The 20,930-nt window shown below is 57.0% G+C and carries 16 protein-coding genes; 4 read left to right on the forward strand and 12 right to left on the reverse strand.

All coding sequences use genetic code 11. The features are described 5' to 3' along the window. Positions 1–88: 88 nt before the first annotated feature. On the reverse strand, positions 89–5,926 hold the full coding sequence (locus tag HNR03_RS16685) for a DUF3320 domain-containing protein (RefSeq protein ID WP_259154693.1): 5,838 nt from the start codon (positions 5,924–5,926) through the stop codon (positions 89–91). Positions 5,927–6,204: 278 nt separating this feature from the next. Here HNR03_RS16685 and HNR03_RS16690 point away from each other — a divergent pair, with 278 nt between their 5' ends. After that, positions 6,205–6,834 carry a LysE family translocator gene (locus HNR03_RS16690; RefSeq protein WP_259154695.1) on the forward strand — a complete coding sequence of 210 codons (630 nt, stop codon included), beginning with the start codon at positions 6,205–6,207 and terminating at the stop codon, positions 6,832–6,834. A gap of 941 nt (positions 6,835–7,775) precedes the next feature. On the opposite strand, the gene HNR03_RS16695 is transcribed toward HNR03_RS16690, so the two are convergent. The 9 genes from HNR03_RS16695 to HNR03_RS16735 all read right to left on the reverse strand — a co-directional run bounded on the left by HNR03_RS16695 (position 7,776) and on the right by HNR03_RS16735 (position 16,738). Next, positions 7,776–8,522 carry a fumarylacetoacetate hydrolase family protein gene (locus tag HNR03_RS16695; RefSeq protein ID WP_259154696.1) on the reverse strand — a complete coding sequence of 249 codons (747 nt, stop codon included), beginning with the start codon at positions 8,520–8,522 and terminating at the stop codon, positions 7,776–7,778. Then, the gene (hydA, locus tag HNR03_RS16700; RefSeq protein ID WP_259154697.1) at positions 8,519–9,955 is read right to left on the reverse strand and encodes a dihydropyrimidinase; all 1,437 of its coding nucleotides are present in this window, start codon (positions 9,953–9,955) and stop codon (positions 8,519–8,521) included. Before hydA ends, HNR03_RS16695 begins: the two co-directional genes overlap by 4 nt. 110 nt (positions 9,956–10,065) lie before the next feature. Beyond that, positions 10,066–11,199, reverse strand: a complete 1,134-nt coding sequence (locus HNR03_RS16705) for an aminotransferase class V-fold PLP-dependent enzyme (RefSeq protein ID WP_259154698.1) — start codon at positions 11,197–11,199, stop codon at positions 10,066–10,068. A 176-nt stretch (positions 11,200–11,375) separates the two neighbouring features. After that, the gene (locus HNR03_RS16710) at positions 11,376–12,272 is read right to left on the reverse strand and encodes an allantoinase PuuE (RefSeq protein ID WP_259154699.1); all 897 of its coding nucleotides are present in this window, start codon (positions 12,270–12,272) and stop codon (positions 11,376–11,378) included. 54 nt (positions 12,273–12,326) lie between these two features. After that, positions 12,327–13,196, reverse strand: a complete 870-nt coding sequence (locus HNR03_RS16715; protein WP_259154700.1) for a MurR/RpiR family transcriptional regulator — start codon at positions 13,194–13,196, stop codon at positions 12,327–12,329. A gap of 36 nt (positions 13,197–13,232) precedes the next feature. Further along, on the reverse strand, positions 13,233–14,468 hold the full coding sequence (locus HNR03_RS16720) for a cysteine desulfurase-like protein (RefSeq protein WP_259154701.1): 1,236 nt from the start codon (positions 14,466–14,468) through the stop codon (positions 13,233–13,235). Between the two features lie 20 nt (positions 14,469–14,488). Further along, positions 14,489–15,223, reverse strand: coding sequence for an amino acid ABC transporter ATP-binding protein (locus HNR03_RS16725; RefSeq protein WP_310504547.1), 735 nt, complete (start codon positions 15,221–15,223; stop codon positions 14,489–14,491). Continuing rightward, positions 15,220–15,897, reverse strand: a complete 678-nt coding sequence (locus HNR03_RS16730) for an amino acid ABC transporter permease (RefSeq protein ID WP_095057972.1) — start codon at positions 15,895–15,897, stop codon at positions 15,220–15,222. Before HNR03_RS16730 ends, HNR03_RS16725 begins: the two co-directional genes overlap by 4 nt. A gap of 64 nt (positions 15,898–15,961) precedes the next feature. After that, on the reverse strand, positions 15,962–16,738 hold the full coding sequence (locus tag HNR03_RS16735) for a transporter substrate-binding domain-containing protein (protein WP_259154702.1): 777 nt from the start codon (positions 16,736–16,738) through the stop codon (positions 15,962–15,964). Positions 16,739–16,997: 259 nt separating this feature from the next. Between HNR03_RS16735 and HNR03_RS16740 the strand changes: the two genes are divergently transcribed. Beyond that, a complete protein-coding gene (locus HNR03_RS16740) occupies positions 16,998–17,537 on the forward strand; it encodes a kinase inhibitor (RefSeq protein ID WP_259154703.1) in 540 nt (179 codons plus the stop codon). A gap of 3 nt (positions 17,538–17,540) precedes the next feature. Next, complete coding sequence (locus tag HNR03_RS16745) at positions 17,541–18,359, forward strand: helix-turn-helix transcriptional regulator (RefSeq protein WP_259154704.1); 819 nt, start codon at positions 17,541–17,543, stop codon at positions 18,357–18,359. Positions 18,360–18,535: 176 nt separating this feature from the next. Here the strand turns inward: HNR03_RS16745 and HNR03_RS16750 are convergent, their stop codons facing one another. Further along, a complete protein-coding gene (locus tag HNR03_RS16750; protein WP_222587337.1) occupies positions 18,536–18,805 on the reverse strand; it encodes a hypothetical protein in 270 nt (89 codons plus the stop codon). Between the two features lie 216 nt (positions 18,806–19,021). Then, positions 19,022–19,744 carry a cytochrome b gene (locus HNR03_RS16755; protein ID WP_259154705.1) on the reverse strand — a complete coding sequence of 241 codons (723 nt, stop codon included), beginning with the start codon at positions 19,742–19,744 and terminating at the stop codon, positions 19,022–19,024. 777 nt (positions 19,745–20,521) lie between these two features. Here HNR03_RS16755 and HNR03_RS16760 point away from each other — a divergent pair. After that, positions 20,522–20,926 carry a hypothetical protein gene (locus tag HNR03_RS16760; protein WP_259154706.1) on the forward strand — a complete coding sequence of 135 codons (405 nt, stop codon included), beginning with the start codon at positions 20,522–20,524 and terminating at the stop codon, positions 20,924–20,926. The last annotated feature ends 4 nt before the right edge of the window (positions 20,927–20,930 follow it).

The raw sequence follows: 20,930 nt of genomic DNA on the forward strand, positions 1-20,930 counted from the left end.
TTGACCATTCCAGTGCGTGTTCGCGGTCAAAAGCGCGCACCACCAATTTCACCTGCGGGCAGTACGCCGCGTACGAATCAATCAGCCCCTATGCATTCAGTATTCGCTCAATGCGTTCACGTCCCACCCCTGTGAGACGCCTGACGCCTAATAACCTGGCAACCTCAAGGGCTCGGTCTCCAGAATCGATGATGCTCGCGGCGATACGCAACTCCTGCGCCGCGATCTCCTCGATTGAACGCGCGTCATTGACCGATGCCGGAACACGGTATGTCGACCACTCCATCACATCGCCCTCGGCGTGCCAGACGAATGCCTCCTCAAATTCTTCCTGCAGGACGTGATGGTGCTGTTCGGCGAGTTCCAGCACTCTGTCTCGAATAAGCCGTCCTGATCGTTGGAAACCGTGTGCGCGAGCGATACGCTGGACCAAAAGTGCGTCGAGAATTGGCGCTTCCTGGCGTAGTACCGCTTCAATGATCTGACGGAGCACCGGACTGTAATGCGGTAAGTGAAACTGCTCGGGTTGGATCATGTGCGCAAGCGTAGAAAGATCGGCAATGCGATATTCACCCTTCTGCCCCAGGGAAACAGTTTGATCGCTGTGAGCGTGAGCAATGCGAACGTCCGCAATCTCCGACGGCAATTCACTCACGGAGCTAATGGGCGCTTCTGGCGACTCATCACTAATGCCGGCGTCGGTTGAGAAATCGATAACGATTGGAGCGGCCGATGGTTCCTCGGTCACTTGGCTACCCACTGCCTCTGCTCGGGATTGAGCCAGAAGGTCGTTCAGGGCTATGTGCAGCTTCTGCAAAGCGCCTTCCTTGTCGACCCACCATTCCGTAGACCAAAGTCGCACCAGGTTCCATCCCAAGCCACTGAGAATCGCGCCTCGTACCTTGTCGCGATCACGAGCAGTGGCAGCACTGTGGTAAGTCGCGCCATCACACTCGACACCCGCCAAATAGTCACCCGGACGATCAGGGTGAACAATGCCCAGGTCAATGCGGAAACGCGACACGCCGATCTGCGGGACTACTTGCCAGCCAAGACGACGCAGCCCTTGAGCAACAGCTTCTTCAAACGGTGAGTCATATCCACCAACCGAGCCCTGTACCGCTTCTGCCAAAGCCTTGGGGCCACGCTGAGCAAACTCTATGAAGTGCTTCAGATCCCGGACCGCCCGAGCATTGGTCCGGTTCAGATCGATCATCGACGGGTCGAACGAGGTGAATACCAACATCTCTCGACGTGACCGTGTGATGGCGACGTTTAACCTGCGCCATCCCCCGTCCTTGTTGAGAGGGCCGAAGTTCATCGACATGACCTGCGCACCCGGCTCGGTTGGGCCATACCCTATCCCGAGCATAATCAGGTCTCGCTCATCGCCCTGGACCGTTTCCAGGTTTTTGACGACGACGGGTTCGGTCTGGGTATCCTGGAAAAACGGCTCGATCTGTGGGTGTTGCTTACGGGCAGCGTCCAACAGATCGTTGATCAGCTTTTGCTGGTCAGAGTTGAGCGTGATGATCCCGATTGAATGACCCGCAGCGACGAACGCAGGATCGGTTAGACGTTTGACTGTCTCGCTGACAATGGCTTCAGCCTCAGCTTGGTTGTAACGCCCTTTTCCTTTCGCATATACGCCCTCAACCCTGCGCCACTCAACAGCACTTGCGCGAGTTTCAGCGGCTGGGAAGGTAATCAAATTACTATCGTAGTAACGATGGTTGGAGAACGCGATCAGGCTTTCATGGCGACTACGGTAGTGCCAACTCAAACTGTGGCTCGGCACCCCGGCGCCCAAGCATTCGTCCAGGATGCTTTCCATGTCTTCGGCCGTGTCGTCGTCGCCAGCATTAGGGCCACGGCTGAAGAAGTTCGTAGGTGGCATCTGACGAGGGTCACCGGCGATAACAACTTGCTTGCCCCGAGCTATCGAACCGATTGCGTCCCATGGAGCAATCTGCGAAGCCTCGTCGAAGATGACCAGATCGAATGGGGGCTGATCGGCAGGCAAGAACTGCGCAATCGACAACGGGCTCATGAGCATGCACGGTGCGAGGCGATTCAGCGCGTCCCCCATCTCGATAGCCAGCTGCCGGACTGGTTTGTGTCTACGGGACTTCTGCAATTCATGCTTGAGAATGGCAAAGCCGCTGCTCTTGGGAATGTCATTCTTTGAAGGGATCAGGCCACATAGTTTCGCCCGAATATATCGCACCGTCAGTTTAGCCAGTTCGTCGTCCAGGCGAACGAAAGCTCCAATGTCACTCATGTGCTCGGCCGCGACAAAATTCCTCAGAAGCGGCTCGCTGTCGATGCCCTGTGTCGCAAACCAATGGGCATAGGCCGTGACAAACGTTTCCTCGCTGGCTGACGGAATCAGGCTTCCTGCTTCCAAAGCCTGGGCGAGGCTTGCCAGGCCGGCTTCACCGGCCTGCTCACGTACTCGACACCAGTCGCACCAGGCCTTGAGTTGTGATTCCTGCTGCTGGATAGAAAGTGAAGTAGCCCGCAACGCCGCATCACTCGGATGCGCGTCTGTGTCCGTTGCAGCCAATCCAGCGAATAGCCGAGCTGCTTCGTGATAGCGAGACAACGCCTGTTGCAATGCCGACAACGCTGCGCTGATTTGCCCACCCGGCGCCAACATCTCATTCGCATCGACGACCAGACGCGCGACTGCACCGCGCAATGAAACCAAGTGGTCGGGGGATTCGGCCAAGCCACTCAGCAGCCCGCGCAGCGTTTCAGCCAGTGTGATAGCTCGCAGTGTACGGGCGGTGTCGCTGGCCAGACCTTGCCAGCCAGGGATCGACTGCATGTCACTTGCCAACGCGTCCAACTCCGTCAACTGCGAATGCAGGCGCTCGAAAATGGCGAGGTCACCCAGCGTGTCCGGAAGGCCCGCCGCGCCACCTAAAGAGGCTAGTTTTTTCGCCACCTTTTTCTTGGCGAAAGTAGCCAGGAACCAGAACTTGCCCTCGGCCTCTCGCCATTCGCTGTGCATTGCCTCAAGGGGGATGCGACGGCAGGCTTCATCGGCATAATTCAGCGACAGGCTTTGCTCCAACTCCCGGTAGCTCTCTAGCAACTGACAAGCACGCCGGGCTGCTTCGATACGCGTGACAACATCGGGGGCAAATGCGAATGAAAGGTTCATCCCGCAGGATTCCACGATCAGGCTCGTCAAATCGTGAAGCTGCTGTACCTGTGAGGCTTCAGCCACAGGCAACGCCAAGTGCGTCAGGCCAAGAAGCCTCTCACTTGCCGTATTTAGCGCGTCAAGGGCCTGTGGCAACTCACGCGAGGCGCTTGCAATTTGTGCCTGCCAGGCGTTCGACCATTGGGTCTGTGCCAGAGCGCCAAACTTGCCTGACAAGTCGCGCGCCGCAACGCCGTTAAGTCCAAGCCGACGCGCGAGATCGAGCAACTGGCCATACTCGGCAGCATCGTGCTCCTTGCCTGGTGGCCATGCCAGTCTCGGCGTCTGAGGACAGTGATCACGAACGACGCGACCAATCGCCTGATGCAGGGAAAGACCGTTGCTCCAACGTCGATGAAGGACTTCGACCAACTGGTTAAGTCGTGAACGCAGCGTTTGCAATCGAGCAGCCTCACGCTCCCACTCCTCGGCGCTCAATGTGTCACTCACATCCCATGCGCGATCCAACTGCTTGAGCACTTCAACTTTGGACGCTTTGCTTGAGTGCAACTCCAGGCAGAACTCGCCTAGCCCCTTCTCCGCCAAGCGACGATAAACCACGTCAAGGGCAGCACGCTTCTCTGCCACGAACAAAACGCGACGGCCTAGTGCAAGGTTATGAGCAATCATGTTGGCAATGGTCTGCGACTTACCGGTTCCCGGAGGTCCATCCATTACGAAACTATGAGTGCCAGCCGATGCCACCACGGCAGATAGCTGCGAAGAGTCAGCTGGCAATGGCGCAAAAAGCTGAGCAGGCGTTACCGACGAGTCCAGGCGCTCAGGCCTGGGAAACTCGTCCGAGCCAGAGAAGCCTTCACCTGCTTCTTTAGGCGCCAGCAAATGCTTGACCAATGGGCTTTGCAGCAGCTGTGCCCCGTTGGCATTCAAGTCTTTCCACATCAAATATTTGGCAAATGAGAAAGTGCCCAGAACCAGTTCGGTACTCACCTCAAATCCGGGCACATCGCGTACCGCTCGCCGCACCATGTTCCAGATACCGGTCACATCGATGCCGCTTTCATCACTTGGTAGCTCGCCATCGAGCCCGGGTATCACCAACTCAAAATCATGACGCAGCAATTCAAGTAGAGTCAGGTTGAAACGCGGCTCCTCGTCGAGCAACGTCAGCGTCACCCCGGACAAGGCACTTTTGCGCTCAAGTTTCACCGGCAGCAAAATCAGGGGGGCGGAGTAGGTCTTCGGGTCTTCGGCGCTTTTCTTCCATTTAAGAAAGCCGATTGCCAAAAACAGCGTGTTGGCTCCGCCCTCCTCCAGATCGCTGCGCGCCTTTCGGAATAGATCAATCAAGGTTGCTTCAAGCTTGATCTTCTCCAGGCTGGCGAGCACTTCACCCCGCGCCAGCGCTTGACGGGCGACTTCGTCTACCAGGCTTTCATTATTCTGCTGCTCGTACACGGCCACATCGCGGCCGCTGCTATTCAGGTCAGGTACCGGCACCACTCGAATGCGCTGGCCACTCGAAAGCAGGTCTTCAAGAGCGGCTGGATCCGGGCAGAGAAGACGCACGCCTTTAGCGCTGTCTGGCAAATGCAGTAGACGGTTGCGAGTAGTCAGATCGAGGAGTTTGCGTTGCCAGAGCGTTAATTTACCGGCAGGACCTTCGTTACCCTCGTTGATTTCGACATCGAACCCTGGCAGTGCCGGGGCTTCCTCCAGGCTTTCAGCGGCTGGCGGAGTATCGTCTGTCAGATCGGATGGATTGACTGCTGACACAAGCGCCATTGGGCGGATCTTCTGCATCCGGGCACGGTGCAAATCGATTGCCATGATGAACTGCTCATCATCGAGTTGCCGCTGCGCAGCTGCGACCGCCTGGCTAAAATTCGGTGCCGGCGATTGGGTCGCCAAGGTGGTCTCGAAAACCACCATCTCCTTCAGATCCAAGCGCTTGCGTACTGCCGACGCTTCGTCAGTCAACAGTTGGGAAAACTCTTGTGGCTGCAACCAAACGCCTGCAAACGCGTGCCCCTTTGTCATGATAAGCAGGGCATTCAATCCAGCCTGTTCCAAAGCCGCAGCGAACAGCAATGCCATGTCCAGACAGGTCGCTACGCCGTTTTCCAGAATGACGCTTGGCGGCCTGATCTTCTGGCCCTGTTGCTCAAAACTGGCTGGAGGCAATGCATAGCTCAATTGAAAGCTGCACACCCCCGACCAAATGGCGGAGGCAAGCTCCCATGTGCGGGTGCGCGACTTGCTTTCATAGCCATCAATGCCATCTTTCTTTCCTGCTCGCCGCAAGACTTGAGAAGCGGCTTTGAGCACTCGGTCTACCGATGGGTCATTGGGCATGCAGAAAGCTGCCAGCAACTCTGGCATGGCACTCAAACCACCCCATTCGGTGCGAGAAAGCAGCTCAGTGGGAAAGCGCTGCTCGACGAGCAGGTTTTCGCCTTGGGACAAGCGCAATACCACATCGGCACTCAGGCTTTCACTCAGCCCGGACAGATAGCCAGCGTTGAGCTTGATGTCGCGCTCAGAAATACTAAGGCGATCACCCGCATGAATCCGGTCAATATGCCAAGACCGGCTTTCAACGAAATCCGGGTCGGTGCTTAAAGTCAGTATCAGATTTTCAAGATTTGTTTCTTCCTGGTTCCAAATGCTCAATTCTCGTATAAGCGGAATGGCGTTCTGGTGGGAAGCGAAGCCGATCTTGCGAGCGATCAGCGCCTCAATCTTGATGTTCATCCACGGGCTCCCGAAGCTACCAGTGCTTGCCTCATAAAGAGGCAGCTAAAAAAGCCCCTATAGTCCATGACTAATCACCGGTTGGGAATTTCTTTATCTCGCAATCCAGTCGTATTGTTCAGGCAATAGCAGTCGCTCGAATTGTTCCACCATGCTATCGAACGAACTATTTTGCATCTCTACACCCCACTGTTGCGGCCAAATCCATCCCGACTGTATCTGCTTCTGCCTGACGACTACCGGTTAGCATTACTCCTCATCCAAGGAGGTATTGCTCTATGCCGGACGCCACTAACCTCTACCTGTTCATTGTTGCCGCCCTGCTGTTGCTAATCGTGCCTGGCCCTAACATGGCTATCGTCAGCAGCCATGCAGTTGCTCACGGCTGGCGCGCCGGCCTCGCCGCAGCAGTGGGAATAGCCCTGGCCGATGTGCTGATGACTATCATGGTCAGCGCAGGCCTCGGTGCGCTGGTGATGAGTTGGGCGCCGGCGTTTGACTTGCTACGGTGGGCCGGGGCCTGTTATCTGATGTGGTTGGCCTGGCAGGCATTGAAGACTCCTCCTGCGGATACTGATACTCAAGCTACACAGGCTCCGTTTCGGAAAATCTTTGTCCGAGCCACGCTCAACAGTCTGTTAAACCCCAAGGCGCTGTTGTTCTTCATGGTATTTCTGCCGCAGTTCGTCACCGTAGGTGCCAGCAGCGTCACCGCGCAATTGATGTTCTTGGGTTTGTTGCTTGCGCTGATCGCATTGATCTTCCATTCCCTGCTCGGATTTTGCGCCGGACGGCTGCATGGGCGCCTGCGCAAAGGCTTGATATCCAAACGGCTTGGGGCTTACGGTTTCGCTGTGGTGATGACAGCTCTGGCGGCACGTTTGCTGGTGCTGAACCGGCCGCTTTGAGGCTAGAAAAGATGGCCCATCCACGTGGTCTCGACGTCATGGAAAACTAATCCGAGTGGTGCTCATCGTATGCTGGCCCCCCTTCGGCGCGTAATGCTGTTCACTTAAGAACGTTTTGGGGTTGGGTGCATATCCGTTTCTGCGGTAACGGCGGCTTAGGGTTCCGCCCTGACGGCGGGTCACTTGGAGAAGCGCCAAGTAACCAAGCGCTCTTGCCCCTGACGTTCGGTGCCTCGCTAGGGGGCGTGCACCGCCAAAGCAAAGCGAGGCGGCCTGCGGGCCGACCTGGTTCTTCAACGCTTGCGCGTCCTGATCCCGACCCTGATCGTTCCCACGCTCCGCGTGGGAATGCATCCCGTGACGCTCCGCGTCACCCTTGCGCAAGACTCATGCCTGGTGTCGACAGCGGAACGCAGAGCGTCCCCGGCGGCATTCCCACGCGGAGCGTGGGAACGATCAACACAGCAATAGCAACAGCATCGCGAGCAGGCTCACTCCCACATAAAGCAGAGCAGACCGGCGCAGAGCTTTTGCTCCTCACCACTCTTCAGGCCGAGCGTTAGCTCGCCTTTAGCTTTTGATCTTGATCTTGATCTGCCCCGTCGGAAGGCCGAACGCAGGTTCTGCGTAGTGGGCAACCCGGCATGGATGCCGGGTTAGCCGCCCCCGGCCATGGATGGCCGATGGCGGCGGGCCCACGGAGCAGGACCGGAGTGAGGGAATGCCGAGCCTAGGCGAGGCACCGTACGTCAGGGGCGCAAGCGCTTGGTTACTTGGCGCTCTTCCAAGTAACCCGCCGTCAGGGCGGAACCAATAGCCGCCGTTACCAAAAAAACGGATATGCCCCCAACCCCAACCCAAAAACGGTCTTAAGTGAACAGCATTACCCTTCGGCGCGGGGCTTGTGATTCCCTTGACCATTTGGCTTAGCCACCTGCGCATCAAGTAGACAAGGCAACCCGCCCTATCCCGGCAAACTCTACTTCCACGTGCACCCCGGCCGACGCCCAGTAGATACCGGTCCAGCTACCACAAGCCACCAGGTCACCGGCTCGCAAAGGGCTGCCGAGTGCTGCAGCGTGACGCGCCAGCCACGGCAGCGAACTCAGCGGCTCACCAAATGGATGGCTGCCAACGCCGACGAATTCTGGCTTCCCGGCCACCCGCAACGCCACCTGTTGTTTTGACCAATCCGGCATTTCTCCCAGCGTTTGCGGTGCACCGAGTACCAGCGCGCGGTTGAGTTGCTGGTCGGCCAGCCGCAGCAGTGGCCCGGCCTGATCGCCCTGCAGCCAGCGTGTGCCACACAGTTCGATGCCCGGCATCCACACATCGACCGCCGCACGGGCCATGGCCAGATCGGTGTGCTGGTCCAGGTCGCGCGACAAGCGCACGATCAGTTCTCCCTCGATCCCGAAACCGAAAGCATCGCCCGACGGGACCTGCCAACCCGACGGGTGTACCGACGTTGCCGGTACTCCGGCGGCGCTGATTAGCCCTCCCGGAGCGCCGCCCAGTTTCCAGGCCGTTGGCGGCCCGGAAGTGAACCAGCCGAGGGCATCCGCTACCCGGTGCTGCACGGCATAGGCTTGGGCTTCGCTCGCCAGTTGCAGGGCTGGCAACGGTTGTTGACGCCCCTCACGCCAGCCACGAATCAGCGTGGCGGCCACCTGCGCGACCGCACTCACAATGGCAACTCAGTCTTACGTCGGCGCAGTTGCGCGGGCGCCGGGCGCTCGCACGCCAGAAACCGGCCGCGACCAGCCTGACCGCGCGGCTCGCCGTCCCAGACCACCTCACCGCGAGACAGGGTCATGGCCGGCCAGGCGCTCAGCGTCATGCCGGCATAAGGCGTGTAATCAACGTTGTGGTGCAGCATTTCGTTGCACAGGTGCACCGACTCGCCTTCATTCCAGATCACCAGGTCAGCATCAGCACCAATAGCGATGCTGCCCTTGCGCGGATACAACCCATACATCTTGGCGGCATTGGTGGAGGTCAGCGCAACAAAGCTTTGCGCGGTGATGCGCCCACTGCGCACGCCTTCGGACCAGAGCAGTGCCATGCGGGTTTCGACACCGGGAATGCCGTTGGCGATCTGGTCGAACGACACCGCTTCACCGTGAGCCTTCTTGCCATTGGGGCCATCGAAGCGAAAGGGCGCGTGGTCTGACGAGAAAATCTCGAACGTGCCGTTCTCCAGGCCATCCCAGATCACCTGCTGGTTTGCGGCATCGCGCGGCGGCGGGCTGCAGATGCACTTGGCACCTTCGAAGCTGTCGTCACACCCCAGCGAGTCGGCGGTCAGGAACAGGTACTGCGGGCAGGTTTCGGCGTACACCTTCAACCCGTGGCTCTGGGCCCAGCGAATCTGCTCCACGGCCTCGCGACCCGATACGTGCACGATCAGGATCGGCACATCCACCAACTCGGCAAGGGCGATGGCACGATGGGTCGCTTCGCGCTCCACCAGCATCGGCCGCGACGCGGTGTGGTAGCGCGGCGCAGTCAGCCCGGCCGCCAGTAGTCGCTCGGTAAGCCAGGCGATGCAATCGCTGTTCTCGGCGTGGAGCATCACCATGGCGCCCTCACGGCGCGCGACCGACAACGTCTCGAGAATCTCCCGATCGCCCAGCTTCAGCGCATCGTAGGTCATGTAGATCTTGAACGATGTATAGCCTTCAGCAATCAAGGCCGGCAGTTCTTCACGCAGCACCTGCGGGGTGGGGTCGGTGACGATCAGGTGGAAGGCATAATCGATCACCGGCTTGTTACCCGCCCGACGATGGTAGTCATCGACGGCAGAGCGCAGGCTTTCGCCCTTCTGCTGGCAGGCGAACGGGATGACAGTGGTGGTACCGCCGCAGGCCGCCGAGACCGTGCCGCTGAAAAAGTCATCGGCCATCACCGAGCCGTCGCCCGTCGGCTGGTCGAGGTGCACGTGACTGTCGATGCCACCGGGGGTGACATGCCGGCCTGCCGCGTCGATTTCCTGGTGACCTTGCGGCAGGTCCAGGCCAAGGGAGACGATGCGCCCATCACGGATACCGATATCGCTGGTAAACGTGTCCGCGGCGGTTACCACACGGGCGTTGCGAATCACCGTATCAAAAGGTTGCATATCAGGCCTCTTCCAGAAGCAACCGGCCCCAGCCGGTCAGGCGGCGCGTGTCTACGCCCGTGGTTTTCAACATGTCCCGGCCCCATGTGGTAACGGTGTCGAATACCGGTTTAGTTAACCATCACCTCGTCCAGTGCCTGCTCAAGGGTGCTGACCGTACGATCGATATTCTGCAGCTTTTCGAGTCCGAACAGACCGATGCGGAAGGTCTGGAAGTCGGCCGGCTCGTCGCATTGCAACGGCACTCCGGCGGCGATCTGCAGGCCGTGGTCGGCAAATTTCTTGCCGTTCTTGATGTCGGCATCTTCGGTGTAGCTCACCACTACGCCAGGGGCTTGAAAGCCGGATGCGGCTACGCTTTTGAAGCCTTTGCCGGTCAGCATTGCGCGCACCCGATCACCCAGCTCCTGTTGTTCGCCGCGGACCTTGTCGAAACCGTAGGCTTGCGTCTCTTTCATCACTTCGTTAAATCGCGCGAGGGAATCGCTGGGCATGGTCGCATGGTAGGCATGTCCACCCTGTTCGTAGGCCTGCATGATCTGAAGCCACTTCTTCAGGTCGCAGGCGAAGCTGCTGCTATGCGTCTGCTCGATGCGCTGGAGGGCCAGAGCACTGAGCATCACCAGGGCGCAGCAAGGGGACGCGCTCCAGCCTTTCTGCGGTGCGCTGATCAGCAGGTCGACTGCGCATTTGTGCATATCGACCCAAATCGTGCCTGAGGCGATGCAGTCCAGCACGAACAGGCCACCCACCGCATGCACGGCGTCGCCGACGGCCCGCAGGTAGTCGTCGGGCAGGATAATTCCTGATGAGGTTTCAACGTGGGGAGCGAAGACAATCTGCGGCTTCTGCGCCGCAATGGCTGCCAGCACTTCGTCCAGAGGCGGTGGGGCGTAGGCAGCCTGGCGTCCAATCTCGACCGGCCTGGCTTTGAGCACCGTGGTGGCTGCCGGGATGTTGCCCATCTCAAGGATCTGGCTCCAGCGATAGCTGAACCAGCCGTTGCGGATCACCAGACACTGCTGGTCGGTGGCAAACTGCCGCGCCACCGCTTCCATGCCGAATGTGCCGCTGCCGGGGACCACCGCAACAGCCTGGGCGTTGTAGACCTGTTTCAGGGTCGTGGAAATGCTCTTCATCACGCCTTGAAATGACCGGGACATGTGGTTGAGCGAGCGGTCGGTGTAGACCACCGAGTACTCGACCAGCCCTTCAGGATCAATACTGGGATATAGCTTTGACATGGGGTTACTCCTTTGGCAGAGATGTCAGTTGTATCGACCCTGCCCCAAGCCTTGGCAAATGACAAGATTGCCCGGGATTGAGCGACTTCTGTCGAACGGCTGGCTGTTCCCTTGAACTCTTTCACCACAGTGGGGAATAGCCCATCATTTTTTGCTCTGACGTGATTGCCACGCAATCAAGTTCGTTCAAGCCAGGCACGGGCGATTTCTTCGCGCGTAGCAAACCAGACACCGCTGTGCTCGTTGGCATACTCGATGAATTGCTTGATCGCCCTGACCCGCCCGGGACGGCCCACCATGCGTGGATGCAGCCCGATCGACATCATGCGTGGTCCTTCAGCGGACTCCTCATAAAGGACCTCGAAGCTTTCTTTCATGTACTCGAAAAAGTCCGATGCCTGCGAAAGCCCCGGAGAATTCCAATAACGGAAATCGTTCACGTCGGCGGTGTAAGGCACCACGAGATGGCGCTTGCCCTCGACCTCGACAAAATAGGGAACATCGTCGTTGTAGGCATCGGAATCGTAGAGAAAACCGCCCTCCTCAGCCACCAGGCGACGGGTGTTGACGCTGGCGCCATAGCGGCAATACCAGCCAACAGGACGCTTGCCACAGGTGCGTTCAAATGACTCGATGGCCAAACGCATGTGTTCACGTTCCTGCTCTTCAGTCAGGCGAAACACTTCCTCCCAGCGATAACCGTGACTGCAAATCTCATGGCCCCCCGCGACTGCGGCGCGTGCAACATCAGGGTTCTGCTCAAAGGCCACGGCGCACGCATGAAAAGTCGCACGAACCGACTGCTGGTCGAGGATATCCAGAATTCGCCAGATCCCCACGCGCGAGCCGTACTCGTACATGGATTCCATCGCTAGATTTCGTGTGCCGTCGGGTATTGAATAGCTGCCCCATTCGGTCATTGACTCCTGGTCCGGATCGCCCATGGCGAGCGAGCGCTCGGAGCCTTCTTCGTAGTTGATCACCAGGCTAACGGCCAATCGTGCGCCATTCGGCCAGGTGCCTTGCGGGCGTTTTCTACCGTAACCCACTAAATCGCGTGCAGGTGAAACCATCGGGATCTTCTCCTGAAGTCACTGGTTAAATAAGTACGTAGCGAAGGTAGCGACTTAGCAGTCGATATCTTTGAGCCGGTCATGATTGAAGGTGCTATCTGATTGCCACTCGCTGAAGGCCAGCCCCATAGCGAGGGTTTGCGCAATACAGAACGAAGCGGTGAGTGAACGAAAGCCCAGCAATTCGGCGTCGTTGACCTCAATCACCGTGTCGGCCATCTGCCCGATAGGGCTCAGCACGCTGTCAGTGATTGCCACCAGCGTCACACCGGCTGCCCGCGCCTGACGACACGCCTCTACGGTGTCATTGGCGTAAGGCGGAAAGCTGACGGCTATCAATAAGTCATCATCGGCAATGGCGCTGACCTGCTCCGGCAACGTGCCGCCAGCACCGCTGATATGCACGGTTCGCCGGCCCACGCGACTCAACGCATAGCTCAGATACGCCGCCACCGGAAAGGCGCGGCGCATGCCGATAACGAAAGTCGTGCGCGCGACTTGCAGATGGGCGATGGCTGCCTCGATGTTGGCCTGCTCGCCGCCCTCGGCCAGGTGTTCAAGAGAAACGATATTGGCTTGGCTGAACTCACGCAGAATGGCGCCGACGTCACTCGGGTCTTCCAGCAACTTCTCACCGCCGTAGTGCCGAATGCGCTCGCTTTGTGTGTCGGCAGCCTGTTGCAGCGGCGCACGGAACAGCCGCTGCAAATCCTTGAAACCTGCAAAGCCAAGGGCCTGAGCCAGCCGAATATAAGCGGCAGGCGCGATACTCGAGCGCTTTCCCAGTTCGGCGACCGTATTGAGTGCAATCTCATGCGGGTTGTCGATCAGGTATCGGGCAGCATCGCGCAGACGACCGGTCAGTTGTTCGTGCTGGGCCGCTATACAGTCACGCAGCTCTGCAAGGGTTTCAGGTAAGGCCATGATGAAGGCTCGTGAAATTAGAAGTGTGTACGCCTGTCAACGCAACGCATTGATTGCTTGATCCAGCGCAGTGATGAGGCGGTCGACTTCTTCCAGCGTGTTGTAATGCGCCAACGACACCCGCACTACCCCGCCAAACCGATCAAGCCCTAGGGCTTCGATAAGTCGCCGCGCATAGAAGTCACCAAAGCGAATGCCGATACGGTGATCATCGACCCTGCGCACAACAGCTTCGGACTGAACATCCTCAACCACGAAACTGATCGTTGGCACTCGATTTCGGGTATGCGCTTTGCCGATGATCCGAACACCCTCGCGCTGGCGCAAAAATGCCAGCAGGCGCTCGGCGAGCAAATCTTCCTGCACCTCGAAAGCATCGAACGCAGCTTGCATGCACTGGCGCTCGCTGCCTTGCGCGCCGAGCCGGGTACTGACGTCGAGCAGGTAGTCGGTGATACCGATGCAACCGAATGACAACTCGTAGTTGACGTTGCCAGGCTGCAATTTGTAAGGCACCACATCCTTGCCGATAAAGAAGTGGTTAAGGCTCGGCAGCTCCAGCAACAGATTGCGACGTCCCCAGAGCACAGCGAAGTGCGGGCCGAACGTTTTGTAGAAGCTGTAGACGTAGAAATCGGCTCCGCTGGCCTGCACGTCCACCAGACGATGTGGCGCATAAGCAACGGCGTCCACGCACAGCTTGGCGCCCACCGCATGGACACGCCGCGCAACCTCGGCGACGGGATTGACCGAACCGAGAATATTCGAAGTGTGCGTCATCGCCACATAGCGGGTTTTGTTACTCAGCAAGACCTGCAGGTCATCCAGCTCGAGTTCACAACTGTCGGGATTGACCTGCCACACACGCAAGGTCGCGCCGCGGCTTTCGCACAGCTTGATCCATGGGCCGATGTTAGCCTCGTGATCGCAATTGGTGACGATGATTTCATCGCCTGGGACGATTGACGGGGCAATGGCGCGACACAGTATTTGCAACAAGTGGGTGGTCGAGCCGCCCATGATCACTTCGTCGGGATGCTCGGCGTTGATCAACTGCATGACCGAGTGACGTGCCTGCATCACTCGCTCGCCAGCGTCGACGGAAGGTTGGTAGGACGCGCCCAGTTGCACACTGCTATTGAGCAGATAATCGCTGACCCGCTGCGCCACTGCGCTCAGCACCATCGACCCACCGGCGTTGTCCATGTAGGCATAGCCACCGGCCAGACCTGGAAATTGCTTGCGAACGTAATCGATATCGAGAGGATTCACTCTACTTTCTCCAGCCGGATTCAATGATGCAGGATGGCTTGCAGGAACGCTTGTGTGCGAGGTTCCCGGGGTGCGGTAAAAAACGGTTCAGGGATGTTCTGCTCAACGATGCGCCCACTTTCCATGAAGATCACCCGGTCGGCGACCCGACGGGCAAAGCCCATTTCATGAGTGACCACGACCATCGTGACGCCGGAGCGAGCGAGGTTTTGCATGACATCGAGTACCTCGCCAACCATTTCCGGGTCCAGCGCCGAAGTCGGTTCATCGAACAAAATCGCACGAGGCTCCATGGCCATGGTGCGAGCAATGGCAACACGCTGCTGCTGGCCGCCAGACAATTGGCTCGGGTATTTATGCGCGTGGTCGCCCATCCCGACTTTCACCAATAGTTCCTTGGCCCTGGCATGCGCTTCACGCCGGCTCAGTCCGCGAACACGAATCGGGGCCAGCGACACGTTGTCGAGAACACTGAGATGCGGATAAAGGTTGAAACTCTGAAATACCATGCCGACTTCACTGCGGATGGCCGACAGTCGCGGGCCGTTTTCAACCCGCTCACCCGCCACGCGGATGTGACCTTTCTGGTAGTCTTCAAGCAGATTGATGCAGCGGATCAAAGTAGATTTCCCCGAACCGGACGGGCCCAGAATCACCACCACTTCTCCTTCTTCAACCTGCAGGTTGATGTCACTCAACGCTTTGAAGCTACCGTAGTATTTGTCGAGCTTTTCAATGTCGATCAACGTGCTCATGCGGTTTTTCCTCCAGAGGCGTTACGACGCTCAACCCAGCTGACCATTTGCACCAGCGGCAACAGCAGCAACAGATACAGCAAGGCGGCCCCAACCAGCGGTGTCGGGTTAGCAGCCAGTGCCTGAGCCTGGGTCGCCTGCTTCAGCAAATCAGGCATCGCTACCACCGAGGCGAGCGCCGTATCTTTCATGACGTTGATGCAATTGCTGGTCATGGGCGGCATGACTATGCGAATGGCTTGCGGCAAAACAACGTCGCGCATGGTGTTGAAAAAGCTCATGCCTTGAGAAGCCGATGCTTCGAACTGCCCACGGGGAATAGCCTCGATACCCGAACGAAAAATCTCCGCGCTGTAAGCGCATGACACGAGCGAAAGCGCACTTGCAGCGGCAGCAAAAGACGACAATCGGATGCCGACAAAAGGCAATGCGTAATAGATGAGTACCAGCAAAACCAGCAAAGGAATGGAGCGCATGATATCGATGTAGATACGTGCCAGCGCTCGCACGGGTGCGTAGGAATAAAGCCGCAACAAAGCCAGCAAAAGCCCACCCACCAGGCCCAGGGCAATACTTACCACCCCAAGCACAATGGTCACGCCCAGACCACGCATCATCAGCGGAAGCGACTCGACGAGTACATTCCAGTTAAAAAATGTCTGCAAAAGATCCATGGGATACCTCGGTCAATACAAGTGGCGAACGGGCGTCGCCACTTACCTGCAACAGCAGCAAGGCTTACTTGAGAACAGCGGTCACTTGCAGAGTGCTCGAGTCTTTAGCTGCTTCGGTGCCGAACCATTCCTTGTGGATCTTTCCGAGTGTGCCGTCTTCTTTCATCTTGCTGATGATGTTGTTGACCTGATCGCTCATCGCCCAGCCTTTGGCGTGCATCAACGAATAGCGCTCACCGGTGGGAATACGCGCCACAATGGTGTATTGCGGTTTGTCCTTGATGTAGTAGAGCACCGCGGGAATGTCGCTGAGGTAGCCATCGATGCGCCCGGAAGCCAGATCAAGCATGGCGGGCGATAGCCCTTCATAACGCGAGACATCGGCGAACTTGTACTCGTCCTTGTGTTGGCCGATCCACATGTCGCCGGTCGAGCCGGTATCGACGCCAACCACCTTGCCATTCATGTCGGTCAGGCTCTTGACCTTGGACGTAGTCAGCGAGGTCAGGGACTGATCGCTGTCGAAGTAAGGCTGTGCGAAGGCCACCGACTCCAGGCGTTTAGGGGTGATGGTGATCGATGAAATAGCTATTTCGACACGTTTTGATTGCACGGCACTGAACAGGCCGTTGAAAGGAATATTGACGAACTCGACGGTTTTCCCGGCGCGCTTTGCCACTTCTTTTACAACATCGACTTCGAATCCGACGAATTCACCTTTGGCGTCCTGAAATTCCCAGGGCACGTTGCCAACGTTAGCACCTACAGTCCAGTCAGCTGACCATGCTGGCAGGACAACTGCGGCGGTCATGAACAATCCCAACATCACTTTCGCTTTCATGTTTGCTCCCGATTGTTTGTTTTTTTAGGTGCTAACAGCGGTTGATCTCGTACAACGTGGGATCGAGAGTAAATCAATGGATTGTTTATTTCAATACCGCTTATCTGTGAATTTTTTACTCCACTGCCGTATCTGGCCCAGTCAATCGTTCGCCTGAGCAATAGAGCATTTCGGCACTGTTATCGAGCATTTCGGCACAGTACCCACTCTTTGCTCATCCTAGACTCGAGCTTCACTTTAAGACCGTGATGGAGTCGCGATGAATATCAGATTAATCCTGCCAGCACTTTCCATGGCCGTGACATTCAGTGGATACGCTGCCGATTTCTCACTGACCAGCCGGGATATTGCTGACAATCGCCCGCTGACCAGTCGCGAAGTGTTCCAGGGCTTCGGTTGCGAAGGTGGCAACACTTCTCCTGAGCTTTCCTGGATAAACGCCCCCGCAGGTACTAAAAGCTACGCGATCACCGTTTACGATCCCGATGCTCCAACCGGTAGCGGTTGGTGGCACTGGACGGTGGTTAACCTGCCAGCCTCCACCAATAGCTTGCCAAGAGGAGTGGGGGCGAACCTGCCTGCCGGTGCAGTACAAGGACGAACCGATTATGGTCAGCCGGGATTCGGCGGAGCTTGCCCACCTGCAGGAGATAAACCCCATCGCTATCAATTCACCGTATGGGCATTGAAAGTCGATAAGCTACCGCTCGACAACCAGGCAAGCGGAGCCTTGGTGGGTTATATGCTCAACGCCAACGTCTTGGCCAAAGCGACCATTACTTCAACTTACGGACGTTAAGCGATGCGCCCTTGTGACGGCATACAGCACCGGGAAAACATTATCGATGCATGTGTCATACGGGCGCGACAACCCCTTACCTTGCCGAGGGTGCCGGTGTTCGTGAGCACCTTGTGTCGAGTGCGACAGGGGGAAAAACTGCTGCAATGGGATGACCGGGAGATGCGCGCAGGGCCTAATCATCTGATTCTGATGCCGGCCGGGCGCGAGCTTGGTATCTCCAACTTCCCCGGCCCTCACGGTCACTACATCGCCGATGCGGTGACCTTTCCCGTCTCGACATTGCGTAACTTCAGCACCCGATATAGCCAGCAGATCATGAGCTGTCGCGGTGTACCGAAGACCGACCTATGCGTTCCCTTGGACAGGCACACATCCCAGGCATGGGAGCAGTTGTTGGTCGCCATCAATGGGAACGCCCCGCAGGCACTATGCACACATTATGGGGAAGCGGTTCTTCTGAGCCTATGCCTTGGCGGCCAGGCCGGACCGCTGCTAATGGGACGCAACGATCCACTGTGTGAACGTGTGCAGCAACTGGTAATGGCCAGCCCGGAGAGAGACTGGACGGTTGCGAGCATTGCACAACACATGAACCTGGGTGAGTCGACATTGCGTCGCCAACTGGCGAAAGAGGGTAATAGTTTCAGGAATATCCTGGAGGGTGTTCGACTGTCGACAGCATTACAACGGTTGCAGACAACCTCTCGCCCGATCGGTGAAATTGCCGGTGCCTGCGGTTACGCATCGGCCTCACGTTTTGCTGTGCGCTTTCGCTCACACTATGGCCTGTCACCACGTGAATTGCGGGCAGCGATTTGAGTGTTTCCCGTGAGGTCTTCCCTATTGTTGCTGCCCTCGACGGGATTGACCCTCGCGCTCGACGTAACATGGGCCACCGTCGATATCTTCGGGCTGGCATTCCAGTCAAAAATCATGTCTGCGTCAAAGCTCACTGAATACGTCGAAAGCAGAGTCCGTTAAACCACCCCACTTATCTATTTCAGCTCAGTTCGAATCTCGGTTCCGGGCACAAAATATTTACCGGGATCCTTGGCCTCCTTCAGGTCAACCAAGGCTCGGCAAATACAATGGGAGAATTGTTTCTGTAACGCTTTGGGGTCTTTCCATGCTATTTGCGATGCTTGCAAAGCTTGTCCCTCGGCGGTTTTATAGCAGACACAATTGTCGATTTGGGTGATGCCGTTATTGCTCTGACAAGCAGTGGTCAGCAAAGATATGGCGATGAGCGTTACGAAGCGTTTCATTGGTTCCCCTCCGAGGCTTGTTGTGAAGGGCTAGCTATAAATAGACCGCAATGGGTCGATAGTGCCTTTGCAGGGTTGGTCAATCGCATGCAAAGCCCGATCTGTTCAATAAGCCCGACAGTAGATGAAAGCTTAGCGCTCATTTTCCATCGCTCCATCCGCTGGATGCTTTTGTCTCGCTGGTACTACCCTGCTGCTCTTTGAGTCCAGCCACCGCTAGTGCCTGCGAATGCGCCGGCGATCTTGAACATCATCAGCCATCGCGGCCATTGGATGTCGCGCATTGCCTGTTAACGGCGCGGCAGCAGGTGGTGTCCACATTGAACTGTGATCGGTGGTGGACTGGCGACTGATATCCTCGCGAGCATGCAGTGGCGACTCCCAGGCCGATGTCTGAAAGCTCATCCGCTTCAAAATCCGGTTGCCACTCAACTCATGTTTGACCACCGCCAGCAGATGCAACAACACCAGCCCCCCCAGCATGGCGGTACTGTCCTGATGCGCAGCATGGAAGTCGCTCAGCAACTGAGGGTTGGTGATCAGCGGCGGCATGCTCAGCGCGCCAAATACCGTAATCGATCGATCCATCATCAGCACACCCGTGAGCAACACCATCCCCGTTATCAGATAAATCAGGTTATGCACAAAAGTGGCCAATAATTCACCCGACACGACCGTGTGGTGGCGTAGATGATTGATACGCAAAACCACCCGCATCAGGAAAAAGGGAATGAACAACGTCGTCATCGAAATATTAAAGGCCGTCATTATTGATTTCATGTGTGGTGACACATTGAACAACGCGACATAAGAGCCCGTGCATAACGACCATAGAATTACAAACGCCGACAGCCAATGCAGTGCGACTTGCGCACATGTATATTTTTGATGACTCATGACGGCTTCCTCAAACTCGAACTGAGAGAGATTTTTATTCATGTCGCCCTACGATTCATGTCAAACCAGCGCGATACATAAATGCCATTGCCGCCCAACTTTTTTGGACGGGACAACCTCATCGAGCAATTACTACGCCAACATTCAATCAAACAGTCTCGATGGCTGAGAGTCTTGTTAGCCAAGGGTTCCAGCCGTCATCGCGTTTCGTTCGGGACGAAAACCTTGCTGGGGACTGACCCATAATCGGGATAGGTTTACACCGAAAACGAGGGGTAATTGGGTGCTTATCCCCGAACGTATACTTTTATACAGCCAATTATATAAAAGGGCTCTAGATCAATGGATACGAGTTCACATACCTGTCTGACAATAAGATATCGAGCCAACAAATACTGACGAGCTAAAAACTTGCCTTTGAAATCCACGACTCATGGACGGGAGACAATTTATATCACCCGCAGCCAGTTGATAATCGCGACTTACAGTAAAGCAGCCAACGGGGTAAATATTAACCAGTAGCAGAATCACCCTGCTTACAACCTGTTCAGTTTGTGGCAGCAAACCGCTTGAGTCCACCGTCGGCTGCCGTCCTCCCATGACGGACAGCAATCGGCCAGAAGTGGGCATCGAGAGAACAAACCTTAAAGGGGTTGAAGACCAAGGCCGTCAGCTATTTTAAAGCAGCGGTCGTCTAGAACTTTTCCTTATTTATCGGTCTATGTGGATAGGCACATCTGCTCGTTAAGCGCGAACCCGCAGGCTTCCCGCAACCAGATGGCCATAAGTCCCAATGTCAATCAGAGGTTGTCTTCGCTCATGAAATTCCATGACCCACGAATGATGCTTTTAGGCCTGTTCGCGCTCGCGGTAGTGGGCTCGGCATCAGCAACACCGATGAAGACCTCAACCCCTGCTTTCACAACAGTAGTCAAAACTGAATTCACAACCGCTCAGGCCCAGGCCGCCGACAACCCGTGGCCTTCCTTGGCCAGCATGGCCGGCAAACCGTCAGGGCCATTGCTGGCCCACGACGATGGATACTGGCGTGACGGCCGTTGGCACGATCGTAGAGACGATTGGCGTCGAGACGACTGGCGCAGAGATCAGTGGCGCAGAGAGCAAGCCTACCGAGAAGCCGAACGCCGTCGTGAATGGGAGCGCCGCGAAGATCGGGCCATGCAGCACCGCTACGAGGACGATCACCGCTACTATCGTCGCTAGTGCG

Source organism: Pseudomonas sp. JAI111 (assembly GCF_024809425.1).
In the GTDB taxonomy this organism is placed as follows: Bacteria; Pseudomonadota; Gammaproteobacteria; order Pseudomonadales; family Pseudomonadaceae; genus Aquipseudomonas.

Excerpts from the sequence above, each read along its gene's own strand:
- HNR03_RS16685 (WP_259154693.1), bottom strand. The coding sequence starts at position 5,926 with ATGAACATCAAGATTGAGGCGCTGATCGCTCGCAAGATCGGCTTCGCT.
- HNR03_RS16690 (WP_259154695.1), top strand. The coding sequence starts at position 6,205 with ATGCCGGACGCCACTAACCTCTACCTGTTCATTGTTGCCGCCCTGCTG.
- hydA (WP_259154697.1), bottom strand. The coding sequence starts at position 9,955 with ATGCAACCTTTTGATACGGTGATTCGCAACGCCCGTGTGGTAACCGCC.
- HNR03_RS16705 (WP_259154698.1), bottom strand. The coding sequence starts at position 11,199 with ATGTCAAAGCTATATCCCAGTATTGATCCTGAAGGGCTGGTCGAGTAC.
- HNR03_RS16710 (WP_259154699.1), bottom strand. The coding sequence starts at position 12,272 with ATGGTTTCACCTGCACGCGATTTAGTGGGTTACGGTAGAAAACGCCCG.
- HNR03_RS16715 (WP_259154700.1), bottom strand. The coding sequence starts at position 13,196 with ATGGCCTTACCTGAAACCCTTGCAGAGCTGCGTGACTGTATAGCGGCC.
- HNR03_RS16725 (WP_310504547.1), bottom strand. The coding sequence starts at position 15,223 with ATGAGCACGTTGATCGACATTGAAAAGCTCGACAAATACTACGGTAGC.
- HNR03_RS16730 (WP_095057972.1), bottom strand. The coding sequence starts at position 15,897 with ATGGATCTTTTGCAGACATTTTTTAACTGGAATGTACTCGTCGAGTCG.
- HNR03_RS16735 (WP_259154702.1), bottom strand. The coding sequence starts at position 16,738 with ATGAAAGCGAAAGTGATGTTGGGATTGTTCATGACCGCCGCAGTTGTC.
- HNR03_RS16740 (WP_259154703.1), top strand. The coding sequence starts at position 16,998 with ATGAATATCAGATTAATCCTGCCAGCACTTTCCATGGCCGTGACATTC.
- HNR03_RS16745 (WP_259154704.1), top strand. The coding sequence starts at position 17,541 with ATGCGCCCTTGTGACGGCATACAGCACCGGGAAAACATTATCGATGCA.
- HNR03_RS16750 (WP_222587337.1), bottom strand. The coding sequence starts at position 18,805 with ATGAAACGCTTCGTAACGCTCATCGCCATATCTTTGCTGACCACTGCT.
- HNR03_RS16755 (WP_259154705.1), bottom strand. The coding sequence starts at position 19,744 with ATGAATAAAAATCTCTCTCAGTTCGAGTTTGAGGAAGCCGTCATGAGT.
- HNR03_RS16760 (WP_259154706.1), top strand. The coding sequence starts at position 20,522 with ATGAAATTCCATGACCCACGAATGATGCTTTTAGGCCTGTTCGCGCTC.